The sequence below is a fragment of the Mycolicibacterium stellerae genome (assembly GCF_003719305.1).
GTDB classification, from domain to species: domain Bacteria; phylum Actinomycetota; class Actinomycetes; order Mycobacteriales; family Mycobacteriaceae; genus Mycobacterium; species Mycobacterium stellerae.
Window position 1 is genome coordinate 15,355 of the sequence record NZ_RARC01000034.1, and the last position, 14,255, is coordinate 29,609.

General features: G+C 63.2%; 16 protein-coding genes and 1 pseudogene. 7 read left to right on the forward strand and 10 right to left on the reverse strand.

Annotation, left to right across the window (positions count from 1 at the left end; genetic code table 11):
- The first annotated feature begins 36 nt into the window (after window positions 1–36).
- Genes D6M19_RS28510 through mug form a run of 3 tightly spaced genes read left to right on the forward strand, consistent with a single transcriptional unit; the run spans window position 37 to window position 1,832 of the window.
- Window positions 37–972, forward strand: a complete 936-nt coding sequence (locus D6M19_RS28510; RefSeq protein ID WP_123028649.1) for an NmrA family NAD(P)-binding protein — start codon at window positions 37–39, stop codon at window positions 970–972.
- Between the two features lie 36 nt (window positions 973–1,008).
- Entirely contained in the window at window positions 1,009–1,281 is a 273-nt protein-coding gene (locus tag D6M19_RS28515) for a hypothetical protein (protein ID WP_164478736.1), read from the forward strand.
- Window positions 1,278–1,832, forward strand: a complete 555-nt coding sequence (gene mug, locus D6M19_RS28520) for a G/U mismatch-specific DNA glycosylase (protein ID WP_123028651.1) — start codon at window positions 1,278–1,280, stop codon at window positions 1,830–1,832. The genes D6M19_RS28515 and mug overlap by 4 nt, the downstream gene beginning before the upstream one ends.
- On the opposite strand, the gene D6M19_RS28525 is transcribed toward mug, so the two are convergent.
- Window positions 1,806–2,462: an FMN-dependent NADH-azoreductase gene (locus D6M19_RS28525; RefSeq protein ID WP_206428665.1), complete on the reverse strand. Its 657-nt coding sequence runs from the start codon at window positions 2,460–2,462 to the stop codon at window positions 1,806–1,808. The genes mug and D6M19_RS28525 overlap by 27 nt on opposite strands.
- Before the next feature lie 268 nt (window positions 2,463–2,730).
- Between D6M19_RS28525 and D6M19_RS28530 the strand changes: the two genes are divergently transcribed.
- From D6M19_RS28530 to D6M19_RS34995, 4 genes are all read left to right on the forward strand, one after another.
- On the forward strand, window positions 2,731–3,345 hold the full coding sequence (locus D6M19_RS28530; protein WP_123028652.1) for a pyridoxamine 5'-phosphate oxidase family protein: 615 nt from the start codon (window positions 2,731–2,733) through the stop codon (window positions 3,343–3,345).
- 147 nt (window positions 3,346–3,492) lie between these two features.
- Window positions 3,493–4,134 carry a DUF7002 family protein gene (locus D6M19_RS28535; protein WP_164478737.1) on the forward strand — a complete coding sequence of 214 codons (642 nt, stop codon included), beginning with the start codon at window positions 3,493–3,495 and terminating at the stop codon, window positions 4,132–4,134.
- 330 nt (window positions 4,135–4,464) lie between these two features.
- Window positions 4,465–5,145 carry an alpha-ketoglutarate-dependent dioxygenase AlkB gene (locus tag D6M19_RS28540; protein ID WP_164478738.1) on the forward strand — a complete coding sequence of 227 codons (681 nt, stop codon included), beginning with the start codon at window positions 4,465–4,467 and terminating at the stop codon, window positions 5,143–5,145.
- Window positions 5,146–5,246: 101 nt separating this feature from the next.
- Window positions 5,247–5,894: a DUF2510 domain-containing protein gene (locus D6M19_RS34995; RefSeq protein ID WP_234835094.1), complete on the forward strand. Its 648-nt coding sequence runs from the start codon at window positions 5,247–5,249 to the stop codon at window positions 5,892–5,894.
- Window positions 5,895–6,448: 554 nt separating this feature from the next.
- Here the strand turns inward: D6M19_RS34995 and D6M19_RS28550 are convergent.
- The 9 genes and pseudogenes from D6M19_RS28550 to D6M19_RS28590 all read right to left on the reverse strand — a co-directional run bounded on the left by D6M19_RS28550 (window position 6,449) and on the right by D6M19_RS28590 (window position 14,255).
- Window positions 6,449–8,242, reverse strand: a complete 1,794-nt coding sequence (locus D6M19_RS28550) for an IS481 family transposase (RefSeq protein ID WP_123028655.1) — start codon at window positions 8,240–8,242, stop codon at window positions 6,449–6,451.
- Window positions 8,243–8,335: 93 nt separating this feature from the next.
- Window positions 8,336–8,548, reverse strand: a complete 213-nt coding sequence (locus D6M19_RS34395) for a hypothetical protein (RefSeq protein ID WP_164478739.1) — start codon at window positions 8,546–8,548, stop codon at window positions 8,336–8,338.
- 47 nt (window positions 8,549–8,595) lie between these two features.
- Window positions 8,596–9,789 carry a DUF262 domain-containing protein gene (locus D6M19_RS28555; protein ID WP_164478740.1) on the reverse strand — a complete coding sequence of 398 codons (1,194 nt, stop codon included), beginning with the start codon at window positions 9,787–9,789 and terminating at the stop codon, window positions 8,596–8,598.
- The gene (locus tag D6M19_RS28560; protein ID WP_123028657.1) at window positions 9,749–10,354 is read right to left on the reverse strand and encodes a hypothetical protein; all 606 of its coding nucleotides are present in this window, start codon (window positions 10,352–10,354) and stop codon (window positions 9,749–9,751) included. Before D6M19_RS28560 ends, D6M19_RS28555 begins: the two co-directional genes overlap by 41 nt.
- Before the next feature lie 162 nt (window positions 10,355–10,516).
- Window positions 10,517–11,197, reverse strand: coding sequence for a hypothetical protein (locus D6M19_RS34595; RefSeq protein ID WP_206428666.1), 681 nt, complete (start codon window positions 11,195–11,197; stop codon window positions 10,517–10,519).
- 118 nt (window positions 11,198–11,315) lie between these two features.
- Window positions 11,316–11,660: pseudogene (locus tag D6M19_RS28575) on the reverse strand (TIGR04338 family metallohydrolase); the annotation flags it as partial.
- Window positions 11,657–12,406 (reverse strand): DUF2786 domain-containing protein, encoded by a 750-nt coding sequence (locus D6M19_RS28580; protein WP_123028660.1) that lies wholly within the window; start codon window positions 12,404–12,406, stop codon window positions 11,657–11,659. The pseudogene D6M19_RS28575 and the gene D6M19_RS28580, both read right to left, overlap by 4 nt.
- A 17-nt stretch (window positions 12,407–12,423) precedes the next feature.
- The gene (locus D6M19_RS28585; RefSeq protein ID WP_123028661.1) at window positions 12,424–13,416 is read right to left on the reverse strand and encodes an alpha/beta hydrolase family protein; all 993 of its coding nucleotides are present in this window, start codon (window positions 13,414–13,416) and stop codon (window positions 12,424–12,426) included.
- Window positions 13,413–14,255, reverse strand: coding sequence for an alpha/beta hydrolase (locus D6M19_RS28590; RefSeq protein ID WP_123028662.1), 843 nt, complete (start codon window positions 14,253–14,255; stop codon window positions 13,413–13,415). The genes D6M19_RS28585 and D6M19_RS28590 overlap by 4 nt, the downstream gene beginning before the upstream one ends.

The window sequence follows — 14,255 nt, forward strand, 5'->3', positions numbered from 1 at the left end:
GCTCACAGCGCTTCCAGCATCTAGCGAAAGGCTCCCATGTCCCACGACAACCAGTCGGGCAATGAACTGTTCCTCGTCACCGGGGCGACCGGACAATCCGGTAGTCAGGCCGTCGCGCTGCTGCGCGAACGAGGCAAGCGGGTTCGCGCCCTGGCCCGCGGCCAAGACGAGCGTGCGCAACGGCTACGCGACCTGGGTGCCGAGGTGGTCGAAGTGGACATGTTCAACTACACACAGATCCGCGAGGCCACCGAGGGTGTCTACGCCGCCTACTTCAACTTTCCCCCAGCACCGGGGTACGTCGAAGCCGCCGCCAAGTTCGCCGACGCAGCGGCCAGCAGCGGCGTGCACGCCGTGGTGGAGATGTCGCAGCGCGGCATCAGATCAGAAATGACCGGTGTCGGGTTGCAGCACTGGCTCGTCGAGCGGTTGTTCGACCGCACGCCGATGGTCACCACTCACCTTCGCGCCACCATCTTCATGCACTGGCTGGAGAACTTCTGGATCCGCGCCGCGGCCGACGAGGGTCTGCTCCGTCTGCCCGTTGGCGATGCCAGTTTCGCCCCCATCAACACTCTCGATGCCGCGCGCGTCGCCGTCGCGGTCCTGCAGGATCCCGACGCGCACGACCGCCAACGTTATGACCTGTTCGGCGCCGAAGAACTCGACTGGCATCAGATCGCGTCGAAAGCCCAAGACACTCTGGGCTTTCCCGTGCGCTACGAATCCGTCGAGATCGCCGAGATGGTCGCCGCACTGACGACCGCGGGGATTCCCGACTGGCTGGTCCAGCATCACGCCAACGTGGCCCGCGACATTCGAGATGGGGTCTTCTCGGGGTTCAACGATCTCGTCGAGACGATCGGCGGGTCGGCGCCGGCGACGATCGAGCAGTCCATCGACGCGAACCGAGCCTTCTACGACACCGACGGCCCCCTGGCGCTCACCGATGCCCGGCTGGAGCGCGCGTGAGGTGATGCGCACGGACGCGCAACTGGTGAGGTGGACGTGAGCACCCTTGACGATGTCCACTCCGACCTGGCCAGCCATACGCCGCTCACACACGAGCAGATGACCCAGATCGTCGACCTGCTCGATCGGTTGGGGGTCGACAAGCATCAGATCGCCGTCACCATCACCCTACGATCGATGCTCCCATGTGCTGGTCAGCGGCTGACGGACGCGTCGGCCGCGCAGGCCGCGGACTATCTGCGTGTGTTCAAGGCCGTCATGATCGAGACGATGACGACGAATCATCTCTCCTCTGACGGTGGTCGATGACCGCGACCAACGCCGAATCCATGGGGGGATATTCACCGGACATACTGACCACCGGCCTGAATGTGGTGTTCTGCGGAATCAACCCGGCAGCCACCGCCGCCAGGGACGGCCACAATTTTTCCCATCCCAGTAATCGCTTCTGGTCGGTGCTGCACTTGGCGGGATTCACCGATGTTCGACTGCAGCCCGATCAAGAACGTCGACTGCTGACCTATGGGTACGGCATCACTGCCGTCGTCACTCGGCCGACCTCACGAGCCGTCGCCATCACAGACGCCGAGATTCTCTCTGCTGCGCCGGATTTCGAAGCCACGGTTCGGCGCTTCGCCCCCAAGGCGATAGCCTTTCTCGGAAAGCGAGCCGTGCGAGTGATGTCAGCGCGCGATGACCTCACCTGGGGGCGACAGTCGTTCGGCATCGCAGACGCCGCGGTGTGGGTGTTGCCCAATCCCAGTGGTCTCAACCGAGGTTTCACCCTCGGCGCACTGGTCACCGCCTACGCCGAATTGCGGCACTGCGACGAGTTAGAGCCGACCGTGGACCTGGGCTAACTCGACGGCCTTCTTGACGGCTTCGTCGAGGCTCTGAGCGGGGTCGGGGGTCAGCAACGACGGCTGAAACCTCAGTTCGTCGATGTCGGTCACTCCGGCCTGATTGAGCCACACACGTAGGTACGTCGACTGATGGTCGACGCCGAACTCGGGCGTCTTCACTCCCGGGAAATACACCCCAGCCGTCAGAGCCAACGTCGCGTGCTTGTTCTCCAACAGTCCGTGATAGCCGGTCTCGGGATCCAGCGACCACAGCAGACCTGGTTGATGAATCAGGTCGATGTACTGCTTGAGCCGGTAGGGGATGCCCGCATTCCACATGGGTGAGGCAATGAGATAGCGGTCAGCGGCAATGAAACGGCTTGCGATCTCGGTGATTTCGTCCCAAGCGCTGCGCTGAACTCCAGCAAGGCCCTCGCCGGCGATGACGTTCATCTTCGCGGCAGCCTTGTCACCGTCGAATGCCGGCAGATCAGCGTCCCACAACTCGAGGACGTCGACCTCAAGGTCCGGATTCATTGCCGTCAGGGCATCCAGATAGGTCTGGGCGACGTGAATCGATCCCGAGTCGGTTTTGCGTGGTGACCCTTGGACAAACAGTAACTTGGTAATGCTGCACCCACCTGACATCCCAAAGACCAACCCCGAACAGCGTTGGTCGAAAATCCTGAACAACGCAAAGCTACAACGACCCCCGCGGCCCGCACTATCAAAATCTTTCGCACACCACGCACTGACTCCCGGGATGGCTCAAAGCGATTCCACCGGAGGCGGATTCGTTCTAGTGGCGAATCTTGGGGGACTGCTCGTAGGGTTGATCTGCTGATGGTCAACGTAAGCTGCCGCGACTGATGAAGGATGCATCCATGGAAGACCCGCGTAATCGAGTCGTATCGCCGTGAGCGACGCACTAGACGCACTGACTCGCAAGAAAGATCGCGCCGCTGATCGAAAAGTCCTCGACGAGGTTTTCGACCAGAGCCTCGTGGCGACGCTGTCGACGGTCATCGAAGGACTCCCCTGGGCTGTACCGACCTTCGTGGTCCGCGTGGGTGACGAACTGTTGCTTCACGGATCGACGGGTGCGGGAGCATTGCGTCACGTGGCCGACGGTGCGCCGGTCGTCCTCAGCGCGTTCATACTCGACGGGCTGGTGGTCGCCGAGCGGGCATTCGACCACTCCGCAAACTACCGGTCCGCTGTCGTTCGCGGCACCTGTGCAATGGCCGACGCTACACACGCCGCGGCGCTACTCGACACCTTCACCGACCAGATGCTGCCCGGACGATCAGCTGAATGCCCACCCCACTCCGATCGGGAGATCGCGGCCACCCTCACGCTCAGACTGGCTATCGAACAGGACAACTGGATTGCCAAACGACGCACTGGACCACCGTCGTCGCCGAGTACCACCCACTGGACAGGCGTCATCCCGACAACGACGACATTCCTGCCGCCGATATCCGAATCTCCGCATCCGATACCGGCCTCAGTGAGGCGATTGGCACGCTAAGCGCGCTAGCGTTGCCCGTCGAACGGGCCCGGCCGCGCTGCCTGATAGCCGGGGGCTTGGAGTTGCGGTCCACCCCAACCAATCCCCCGCCGTGATGAGACATCACGCGATGGCGATCGCCGCAGTGTTGACGCAAGGGAGACAATTATGCAGCTACCCCAAGTCGTGTATCACCTCGCTGAGGCGGCGAACTGGCCATCGATTCAGCGGGACGGGTTGCTACCCGCCACCCTTCTCCTACAGCGCTTCGTTCGCGACGACGCCAAGCGCGCTGCACTGCAGCAGCGACAACGTCCACGACACGTCGCCCTGGCCGACGGGGTCGAGATCCGCGACCAACGTCCCCTGCCCGAGGCGGCCCTCAGCGGCTGCCTTGTCGACCTCACCGCAGCCCAGTGGTACGCCATGCTCAACGAACGGGTCTTCTTTTGGATCGACCCCGCCCGGGTGAACCGACAGCACCGTGCCTGCGGCACCCGCCCGCAGATCGTGCTCACCATAGACACCGCACGACTAATCGCGACGTACCAGGCGCAGGTCTCGGTGAGCCCGATCAACACCGGAAACGCACGCCGGCGCCCCGCACGACGCGGAGCGGCGACCTTCGTCCCATACACGCAATGGGTCGACACCGGGTGGGCCAGCGAAGCGGCCGCACTTGGCACCTCACCGCGCCGACGATCGCACGCCCCCGTCGAACTGACCGTCACCGGCGCCATCCCCCACGCTGACCAGTACATCGTCGATATGTCGCCCCTGCATACAGGTGGCCACTTCAGCCCTACCTGAGGCACGGTCGAACGACGAATCCTGCCGTGGCGTCCCTACAGGCGCACCTACACGCTGACCAGATGGCCGCATCATCGTCCGGTTGGCTGGTACGGCACACCTCACACGGCGAATCGTCACCCTAACTTTTCGACAGTGCCGCTCCTCATCGATCACATAGCGTGATCACGTAAGCGACCCTCGCCAGACGCTGTAGATATTCGTCAACACCGGTGCATGCCGCGCCGCGGCGCTGACCGACGGTCAGTCGTCGTGAGGACATCCACCCTCGATGCTGCCAGGCCGAGACTTCCTGAAACATACTGGGACACAGATTGTTTTGACACACAGATGAGTGAGAAATTCCGCGCCGACGAGCCAGGGCTACTGTTCGATCGACACCGCGATCTACGCGCCCCCGCCATCGACACAACGGCCTTCGACTCCGCCGATGTAATCACCCTTGACGAAGGCTCGTCGATCCTGCACGTCCGCGGGTTGGTAATCGGGCACGACGAGGTGCTACACCAACTCACGACGTTGAACTGGGAGCAGCGGCGACGCTGGATGTACAACCGCGAAGTCGACGAACCTCGACTAACCCACGAATACCGCGACCTTACTGTCGCGCCGGCCTTCCTGGTCGAGCTGTCCGGCACGCTGTCTGAGGCGCTCGGTGTGCCCTACGACGGGATCTGGATGAACTGGTACCGCGATCACCGCGACGGCACCAGCTGGCATGCCGACCGTCCCGCCAACACACCGCAGACTGCGATCGTGCCGGTGGTCAGCTTGGGCGCGACGCGTCGATTCCTGATTCGACCGGTGGATGGGGGCCGCAGCACGTCGCTGACCCCAGCCGGCGGTGACGCCATCGTCATGCGCGGTCGGTGCCAACGCGACTGGCGGCACAGCGTTCCCAAGCAGCGCACACCAGCGGCTGCACGGATGAGCTTGAACTTCAGCAGCACGGCCCAGGTGTTGGCCGGCTCCGACGAACCTGCCCCCAGCCTCCCAAATAACACGCGCTAACCTTCCGACACTAATACCTGAGACGCTTGAGCCGCGAGCTACGCCGTCCCGAGCCGCCGCCAACATGGACCCCTGTCACACGTCTACAGGACAATCCCCTCATGACTGACCCCGCCGACCCTCACTACTTGGCGCGCAAAGCTACTGAGTCAGAAGCCAAGCGCCGAAAAATCTCCGCCGAGGTGGCCCGCACCGCCGGCCCAAACGACGACATCGACTACCTAACCAAGCGCGAGCTGTATAGCGCCGGCCTCATCAGCGCGTCCGAGCTGCACGCCACAGGCTCGCCTCAGCTCCTGCCTCGCGGCTGGTACCAGTACTACGTCGAAGCGATAGACGAGTACTGCCCCACCCGCGTCTTCTCACTAGCTGAGGCCGGCCCCGACGCCGCCGACCTGTACGACCGCGGCTATCGGTGGATAGCCGTGTTCAGCGAACGAACCGGGCCAAGCGGCGACCGCACATTCATCGATGTCCGCAGCTTCGCCGCCGCCGCAATGACCGAGCAGCACTCACTGACAGAGCAGGACGCACTCTCAGAAATCCTCCACATGGGCTACCAAATCGCCGACCTACCCAAAGATATTTTCGTGACCTCACCTACGGCCAGCCCGCAGCAGCCCACCCCACTACCCGGGCCAGGCTGGCACCCCGATCCCACCTCCCGCTTCCACCACCGGTGGTGGGACGGGCAACGCTGGACCCACACCGTCGCCCTCCACGGACAAACCCACACTGACCCGATCTAAACTCGGCCAAGGGCAAAACTGGCGGGCAATCGCTGTCGAGTCCGTCGAAATCGTCCAGCTCGCCGAGGTCCTCGACGTCGACGCCCACTGGCTCATCACCGGCCGCCCCGACCCGTACCACCTCACCATCACCGCCCGCCATGACTTGGCCCCCGAGCGGACCCACGGTCGAGTCTCACGTCCCGTACGCCCGGCCACGTCCCTGCCGCACGTTGCTTGGAAAAACGCCACCTCACCGACCTATACCGCACTTTATGTGCCTAAAGTGCGGCATGGATCGGGTCGGCGCGCCGGGACAGTCGACGGTCAGTCGTGGATTCGGATGTCCTCAATGATCTTGGCTGTCATGGCGCGCCCGGATCGGCCGCCTCAGTCCGGGAGCACCTGCACGGTGATGTGCTCGCCGAGCAGATCACGTTGGGTCTCGATGCCCTCGGTCGCGGAGGCGGTCACGAATACCGCCGCGGCCTCACCGTCGAGCTGCACCTATCCGCTAACGGCGGTTGACATGTGTGGTCTCGGGACATGATTGACGCTTTGTTACCGGGACATGGTTACCGTTGTTGGTGGCGGGTGGCATTGAAGTTGCGGATGGGTTTGGTCGATGTTCGGCCGTGCAGTGAAAGCTCGGCGATGCCATCGAGCACTCGGAAGTGGTGATCTTCGACCACGACGGTGACGATGGTCCCGGCATGGGTCCGTCCGACTCGCAGTCGCTGCCCGGCGACCATCACGACACCGTCTTTGGGGACTCGACGTTGCACACTTTGCGGCCCAGCTGGCGGTGGTGCGGGAAGTGCCGACGTCGCGGGACGGGCTCCCCGTATCAGTCGAATCTCGTCCCAGGAGAACGGATTTGACAGTGTCTTGAGTAGCATGTTGCCGGCGGTGGCGTGAATGAGGCCTGCGTCGAATCGCAGCGTGACTCTGGTCCCGGCGGTGGCAGTGCCCAGCGCCAGTTCTTGGCCGCGGACGACGACGATGCCGTCGCGGTTGGCGGTGCGCTCTAGCTCGATTGGTGTCGGGCGTCTGCTCGCGCCGACGACGATGGGCGCGGTGCCCGCAGGGTCGGATCGTCCGATTCGGACTCCTCGCAGGGACAGGCGTTGAAGGTCGGCGGTTGTCACCCGGGACGGGACAGTCTTGATGACATCCTCGGCGAGCAGGATGTGGATGCAGGTCAGGTGAATCCACAATGTCACCGTCAGCCCCGCATAGTTCTTGCCGACCCAGATCTGCTGCAGGCCTGCGATGACGACCACACCCGACGGTGGCACGCGCGCGTCCATTTCAATCGGCAGGGGGGCTGTGTTGACGGCCGGTGGCGCCGTCAGCGGTGGGGAGCTGAAGTCCTCGTCGGGGCCGGCGGAGGCAGCAGCCGAGGGCGGGTCGGGTTGGGTGGCTTGGCTGCGGAACAGGCTTGCTGGGGTGGCCATGTCCAGCGATTGGTGGGGTCGCACCGTGTTGTAGGCGTGTACCCATTCGTCGATCGCTGCTTGGGCGGCCTTAATCGATTCGAATGCTCCTGTCTCATCGAGCAATTCACGTCGCAACGTGCGATGGAACCGCTCGATCTTGCCGGTGGTCGTTGGTGAGCGGCGCTTGGTCAACCGGGCTGTGATGCCGTGTTCGCGGCAGATCCGCTCGAAGAGGGCCTCGACCGGTAGCGGCCTGGTGAACTTGCCGGTGAACTGTTTTCCGTTATCGGTGAGCACCTCAAACGGTGCACCCCATCGGGCGATCGCGGCGAGGAACGCGTCGCACACCGCTGGACCTGACGGCAGCAACAGCACGGTGGCCGCCACGACGAACCGCGAGTGGTCGTCGATGGCCGTGAGTACCTTGTGTTCGCGCCCACTGACTAGGAACACGCCGCCGACGATGTCGAGCTGCCACAAGTGCATCGGCGTTTCCCGTGCCCACCGCTTGTACACTCGTTTGTGCTGCTGCTCTTGGCTATTCACCAATCCGTTGCGCACCAGAACGCGGTGGGTCGTGGATCGTGACGGAGCCTGGTTGCCAATTTCACGCGTCATTTCGTAGGCGATTCGTCTGGCACCCCACCGTCGGTGGTGTCGGCGCACTTCGCAGATCAACGCTTCGGCATCAGGAGCGATCCGGCCGGGGCTGGAATGCGGGCGACGGGACTGATCAACTAGCGCGTCCAGGCCGCCAGCCTCGTAGCGTTTGCGCCACGCCGTGATCGTCTGCCGCGAGACGCCGAAGCGTTCGGCGACCTCACCGACGGGTGCGCCGTCGTTGACTTCGGTGACTGCACGCAGTCGGGTCTCAACAGTGACGCGCGTTGCGAAATCGGAATCTGACTCAGGGAGCTCTTGTTTCGGCACCGCGAAACCGTCACAGCCACAGATTGCCGGTCAACTATGTCCTGATGACGAACGGTCAAAGATGTCCTGAACCCATACACGTCACGGTCGTAGTCAGGGGTTAACTGGCCCCCGGTTGCCGGCGTGGAAGATGTTGTCGACCGCGGTGAACTCGACGACGATCACCGACACCCCGCCGGGTGGGGTCAGGGTGCCGCCGTTGTCGCGCCCTTGGCCCTGCCCGCGTGCTGATCGCCGACCCACAGGGGCTGGGAAGAAGCGCACGGGCATCCGGGTTGCCGCGGACCCGGTTTCCGGCCACGGCATGTCACGTGCGGCAGCGTCGCCGCCTTGAGCTTGGAATCCGACATTTGCTATGTCGGGGCGGAAGAACCGGGCGTAGGCGACTCGGCCTCTTCCGCGGGCTCAAGATTCAGGGCCGTGTTGAGGACCACAGATAGTTCACGAGACCGGACTCGCCGCGATCCGAGGTCGGACGAATTTCTTATTCCGGAGTTGTACGCGCTAACAATCGAATGAGTCTGCGATTTTTCCAGCTTAAGTAAGTCGGCAAGTGATTTCGTTAGTTCCTCGGTTTGACCGGAACCTTCGTCCCTCTTGAATGACGAAACGGCCCGTTGGAACAAATCAAGGGCCGAGCGACAGACAAGAAGCTTCTCGACCGAGGCTCCGAAAAGGGGCTCGCGCAAGCTCCAAGAGACGTGTAACAGCGTGAAGAGGTCCACGATATTGGACCACCGCGTCTGGCCCTGCCATTTAACAGTACGTTCCAGGATAGTGAGAAGGGCTAGGAACTCTAGGGAGCGAGGGTGGTAGTCGTCAAAGCTGCGGGAAATTTTGTCGTAACGTTCATCGAGTTCTGACTTCTTGTTTGATACTCCGAATAAGCAGGTTCCGAATATTTCGGCGTAGAACTCGAGATCTCCACCTCTCTTACGGCGTTCGCCGCTAAATACCCCCGACGAGGTATTCAGATCGTGCGTTGCGCAATCTCGCAGGAAGTCGTTGAACGGTCCTGGTAAGAGCGCGTTCCGCAACTCTTGCGCAGTGAGCACCATATTGACGCGGTTTACACGCGCAAAAACAGCCCGCACGAACTCGTCGTCTAGGTTGGACAGCCGCCGTATCGGAAATCTGTACTGGAAAAATTCTTTGCGAACATCGTCTGGTAGCTCGCGAAATAGCGCGCCCTCAAAGTTCTCGCGTAGATCTTTATCCTCCAGCTCGTCAAGTGCATATTTGTTGTCGAGGAAGTCTAGTAATGCGGTCAAGCGTTGTTGCCCGTCAACGACCGAAACTGTTTGCTCCCCCTCGGCCGTGGTTTCGTACGAAAGATAGATTTCCGGAATCGGGAAGCCCAGCAAAATAGTCTCCATTAGGGAGACTTTCGCGCGTTCTGGCCACACAACCTGTCGTTGATATTCCGGGCGGAGAATGAGCTCTCCGGATGCATTCATGGCACGGAACTCAGCAACGGTCTTGGACTCGATTTCAAACTTCAGAGTATTACCCGACATGTTGGAGACCCTCTTCGATTGCTCGATCACGCGCGGTTGATACGCCTTTGAGCTGATACTCCCGAAGCGCGCGATGACTACGGTAGAGCCGATATTTAATCTCGCGATCTATCAATTCGCCGCCCAATAATGACACTATCTCGTCGCGGTGGTATGACCATTGTTCACCATAAGTGAGGTGAGGTAATACGATATCTAGGGCAATACACTCTTCGAATACCAGCTTTCGAAGATACGTCTTCTTTCCATGCAAATCCCGGCGTGACCCTATGAAGCTTCGAATTTCAACCCATGTCAATTCGAATATTTCGGGCGAGATAATCGCAATATCGAGGTCAGACTCGGCGTCGAAAGTCTTGAAGTTCTTGTCTGGGTTCAGGGAATATCCCAACCTGGCACTACCAACAAGCTGCACCGCGGCAGGGTCGACACCTAGGCGCTTGGCGACCTCATGCCGCCACCTCAAATAATCGACAGCGTTTGGCCAGATGGCAGGCGTGCCGTCGAAGAGCCGCGCTGTGACGAAGTACTCGGTGTCGCCATCTAGGTCGTTGAACTCCTGCCAGAAGCGGTGCAACCCGGACTTCGCCGACATATCCTCTTCTCTCGGTTGTTATCCTCCGTTGCGTCGGGGAGGACCTGTCGTGCTGGGTTGAATCCTAGGCGTCAACACCTGGCGCGGGCTGGTGTTCGGCTGCAACGCCGATCATCGATGGCGATCATGCGCCTCAGCGCGGCAAATCCCGGCCCACAGCTGTCACTTAAACCGAGGCGCTTCGAAACCCCAGTTGAACATGACGCAGTCGATCGCCGGCGTGTTGAACTTCGAGAGATCGAACAGTGCGTCGGTGGACAGCTTGCCGCTGAACATGGGGACCGAAATATTGTAAGGCTCAGGCGGTTTACCTCCGGTTTCGCCCAGCTGGATGCGGCCGCGTTTGCGGTTGGGTATGGGGTCGGTCACTTCGATCAGTCCGCAGAATTCGGCCAGTTCGTGGATAGAGACGTAGGCCTCATCGGTGAGTCCGAGCAAGCTGTAGCGGAACTGTTCGGCCAGAAACATGATGGTGCTGCCGTCGTGCCGGAGCCGCAGATCGGCCACGTGGGACAGCGCCAGAAACGTCACCAGCTCGTTGGGGGTAAGCACCAGATGCCATCCAGCGGTGAACAATTCGGTGGGGATGCAAAAGTGCTTGGGTGCGATGGGGGTCCCCTGCGGGATCGTGTAGTCGCGACCGGATCCGTCCTCGCGGCGGATCGTGCCAGCGGCATCGTGCGCGCGGCAGCGGCCGTTGCCACCGGAACCGGCTACGGCTACATCACCCGCGACATCGGCCAGGGCCTCACCGCAACCGCCCTGGCGCTGAGCCTGCTGCGCGAGGCCCTCACCCGCCCGTCGCAGTGACCGCACTCTCCTACCCGGTGCCAACGGATCCATCGCCGACCGTCACCTCGGCGCGTGGGTGCGCCAGCGCAGAAATCTTTCGTCGCGAAGGGATCACCAACTAGCCTTTGGCCGGTATGGTGCTGTACACAGCCGTGAAGTGTCCAAAGAACACCACGAGCTCGCGAAGCGCCCAGTTCGTCCGTCGCTCGGGCACCGCGATCACCGCCCCGTCGTCGTCACGTTCGTAGTGCGCAGCGGTGAGCCCGCGGCGCGGCCGCACAGTCAGCGGGGCTGCGCCGGGCCACCGCTCGCGGACGGACTGCAGCGCGAGCACGTCGTCAACGTAGCGCTGCACGGTATCCACCGACGCGAACCGCGCTTCCGGTGGCAGCGTGAGGTTGGTGCCGAAGAACGCGACGGTGCGGTTGCCGTGCTCGCCGGCGCGGTCGAACAACGTCCGGACGAACTCTTCGGCGGCGTAGACCTTGGCGCGCTGGGTGTCGCGTGCGGTCACCGGTTCAGCGCGGAGCGTGCGCCGCTGATCTTCTGGCCGCTGCCGAGCCGCGCACGCCGACCCGCGCGGTCACCGGCCCGCCGCGCCGACGACGAGTAGCCCGCCGTTGCGCTTGTGGCCCGCCAGCTGCCACGCGCCTGGGATGTCTCGCGGTAGAAGTCCTTCAGCTCGAGGTCCTTGTCCCGCAACGCGATTGCGGTGCCAGGGCGGCGCTTTCTATCCCTGGTCGCTTCCCGTAGCGCCTGTTCGCGCGCCTCGGCCAACCGCTTCCCGATGCGGGCGCCGAACGCCAGCTGGAAGTTGATACGCGCCGTGATGGTCGGGGTCGGTTTGTGCTTGCCCGAGCCGATGTAGGCCTCCGACGCCCGCACCATCTGCATCACCAGGCTGGCGTAGAGCGCGTGGCTGGAGTCGATGTCCTCGGCGAACCCGTAGGCGTAGACGAACGTCGAGTTCGATGCGATGTCGCACTTGACGTCGTTGGCGTTGGCGATCAGCACGAACAGCTGCACATAGGTGCGCAGCCCGCGCGCGCCCGCATTGCCGATGGTGATCGTGCGCTGCACGGGCGTCTGAGCCTTGGTGCGTTGGTCGGCATGCGACCGCGCGACCGCGAGATCGATCGACGTCGCGGTGGCCAACCGCTGCGCGGCGGCCATGAACGCCTCCGCCTCGTGCTCGTTGTCGGTGCCCTCGGCCTGGCGCAGCAGCGCGGCGATGCGGGCCAGCATCCTGTCGTCAGTCATCGCTCAACAGACTAAAACTACTTCCCGACAAACCCGTCGAGCGCGGTCACCAGCTGTGGAGAAATCGGGGCGTCCTTTGCGAGGTTGGCGATGCTGTCGGTCGGGTCGTCGCGCAGCACGTGGTTGACGCCCTTGAGTTCGACGACCGTCAACGCGGTGTGCGCCAACGCGTCGATGAGCGGCTTCATGGTGTTGCACAGCGCCTGCCGGTCGGTGTCCGAGCACGTCAACAGCACGGGTGTACCCGCGGGGACCTTGGCCGCCAGCGCCACCGGGTCGATCTTGTCGGCCTCCTCGATGGCCTTCGCATTGCCGGGGTTGAGGATGGCGCCGAGCCCCTCGGGGAGGTTGGCGGGCACGGTGCCCTTGGTGCGGACCTCGTCGACGGCGGCCAGCCAGGTGTTCAGCGTCTCGGGGCTGGCGTCGGAGCGCACCCGGTTGGTGATGATGTCGAGGTACCGACCCGACAGCGGCTGCAGCAGACCCAACGAGTGGATTTTCGGCGCGTCCGGCGAGGTGTCCGACGCCAGCGCCATCGCATGCACGGTGCCCTCCCCCAGCGCGTACACCGAGACGCGGTCCTTGTCGGTGCCCGGCTGCTCGGCAAGGAACCGGGCCGCGGCCTTCGCGCCGCTGGTGTAGACGGCGCTGCCGACATCGGTGGGCCGCTGCGCATACGGCCCGAGGCCGGTCTTGCCGGTGCCGACCTTGTCGTATCGCAGGCTCGCTTCGCCGCGGTCGGACAGCAGCTCGGCGAGCTGGCGCATATTGCCGATCTTCCCGACGACGATGTTGTCGCCGTTGCGATCGGTGTTGCCGCTCTCGGAGATCAACAGCGCCGCGGGACCAGGCGCCGCGTCCTTCTGATGGCGGTAGGTGCCGTAGATGGTGAGACCGTCGGCGGTGAAGCTGACCTCGTCCTCGACCCACTGCTGCTTCTTCTCACCCGACGAGCAACCGGCCGACAGCAGCAGCATCAGGGAAAGAGTCAGGGCGACAAGCGCTTTCAAACTCTCGCCTCGATCCACGATGCGACGTCGTCGAGCACCTCGGCGCGTTCTGGTTCGTTGAACACCTCGTGGTAGAGCTCGGGGTAGACCTTGAGGGTCGCGTCCTGCGAACCGACGCACTCCATCAGGTGCCTGCTGCCTTGCACGGGGATCAGCTTGTCCTGCCCGCCGTGCACGACCAGAAGCGGCGCCGTCAGCGCGGGTGCGCGCTGCGGCATGGTTTCGCCGACGCCGATGAGCGCCCGCGCGATGCCCGCAGGCAGCTTGCCGTGGTGCACCATCGGGTCGGCGTTGTAGGCGGCGACCACGTCGGGGTCGCGGGATACCGCGTCGGTGGGCAGCTGCTCGACGGGCAGGCCGGGCAGCAGCTTTCCCAGCGCCTTCGCGACGAACACCATCACCGGTGACACCCCGTCCTGGGCGTCGACCGCGGGACCCGACAGCACCATCGCGGCGTAGTCGTCGGGGTGCTCGACGCCGTAGGTGAACACGACGCCGCCGCCCATGCTGTGGCCAAGCACTACGAGTTTGAGCTCCGGATACTCGGCCGCCGCGATGCCGACCAGAGTGTGGAAGTCGTCGGTGTACTCGGAGATGTCGCGCAGGAAGACCCGCTTGCCGCCGGAGCGGCCGTGCCCGCGCTGATCAAGGGCGTAGACGGCGAAGCCGGACTCGCCGAAGCGCTTGGCGACGTGGTCGTAACGACGGGCATGCTCGGCGTAGCCGTGGCAAAGCACGACCACACCGCGAGGGTCCTCGTCGTCGGGCTCCCACACGTCGTAGACGATGCGGACCCCGCCGACGCCATCGAAGGACCGTTCGGATCGGCTACTGGCCAT

What these genes read in the sequence shown, in the direction of transcription:
- D6M19_RS28510 (WP_123028649.1), top strand. Translation starts at nt 37, where the DNA reads ATGTCCCACGACAACCAGTCGGGCAATGAACTGTTCCTCGTCACCGGG.
- mug (WP_123028651.1), top strand. Translation starts at nt 1,278, where the DNA reads ATGACCGCGACCAACGCCGAATCCATGGGGGGATATTCACCGGACATA.
- D6M19_RS28525 (WP_206428665.1), bottom strand. Translation starts at nt 2,462, where the DNA reads ATGTCAGGTGGGTGCAGCATTACCAAGTTACTGTTTGTCCAAGGGTCA.
- D6M19_RS28535 (WP_164478737.1), top strand. Translation starts at nt 3,493, where the DNA reads ATGCAGCTACCCCAAGTCGTGTATCACCTCGCTGAGGCGGCGAACTGG.
- D6M19_RS28540 (WP_164478738.1), top strand. Translation starts at nt 4,465, where the DNA reads ATGAGTGAGAAATTCCGCGCCGACGAGCCAGGGCTACTGTTCGATCGA.
- D6M19_RS34995 (WP_234835094.1), top strand. Translation starts at nt 5,247, where the DNA reads ATGACTGACCCCGCCGACCCTCACTACTTGGCGCGCAAAGCTACTGAG.
- D6M19_RS34395 (WP_164478739.1), bottom strand. Translation starts at nt 8,548, where the DNA reads ATGCCGTGGCCGGAAACCGGGTCCGCGGCAACCCGGATGCCCGTGCGC.
- D6M19_RS28560 (WP_123028657.1), bottom strand. Translation starts at nt 10,354, where the DNA reads ATGTCGGCGAAGTCCGGGTTGCACCGCTTCTGGCAGGAGTTCAACGAC.
- D6M19_RS34595 (WP_206428666.1), bottom strand. Translation starts at nt 11,197, where the DNA reads ATGGATCCGTTGGCACCGGGTAGGAGAGTGCGGTCACTGCGACGGGCG.
- D6M19_RS28580 (WP_123028660.1), bottom strand. Translation starts at nt 12,406, where the DNA reads ATGACTGACGACAGGATGCTGGCCCGCATCGCCGCGCTGCTGCGCCAG.
- D6M19_RS28590 (WP_123028662.1), bottom strand. Translation starts at nt 14,255, where the DNA reads ATGGCCAGTAGCCGATCCGAACGGTCCTTCGATGGCGTCGGCGGGGTC.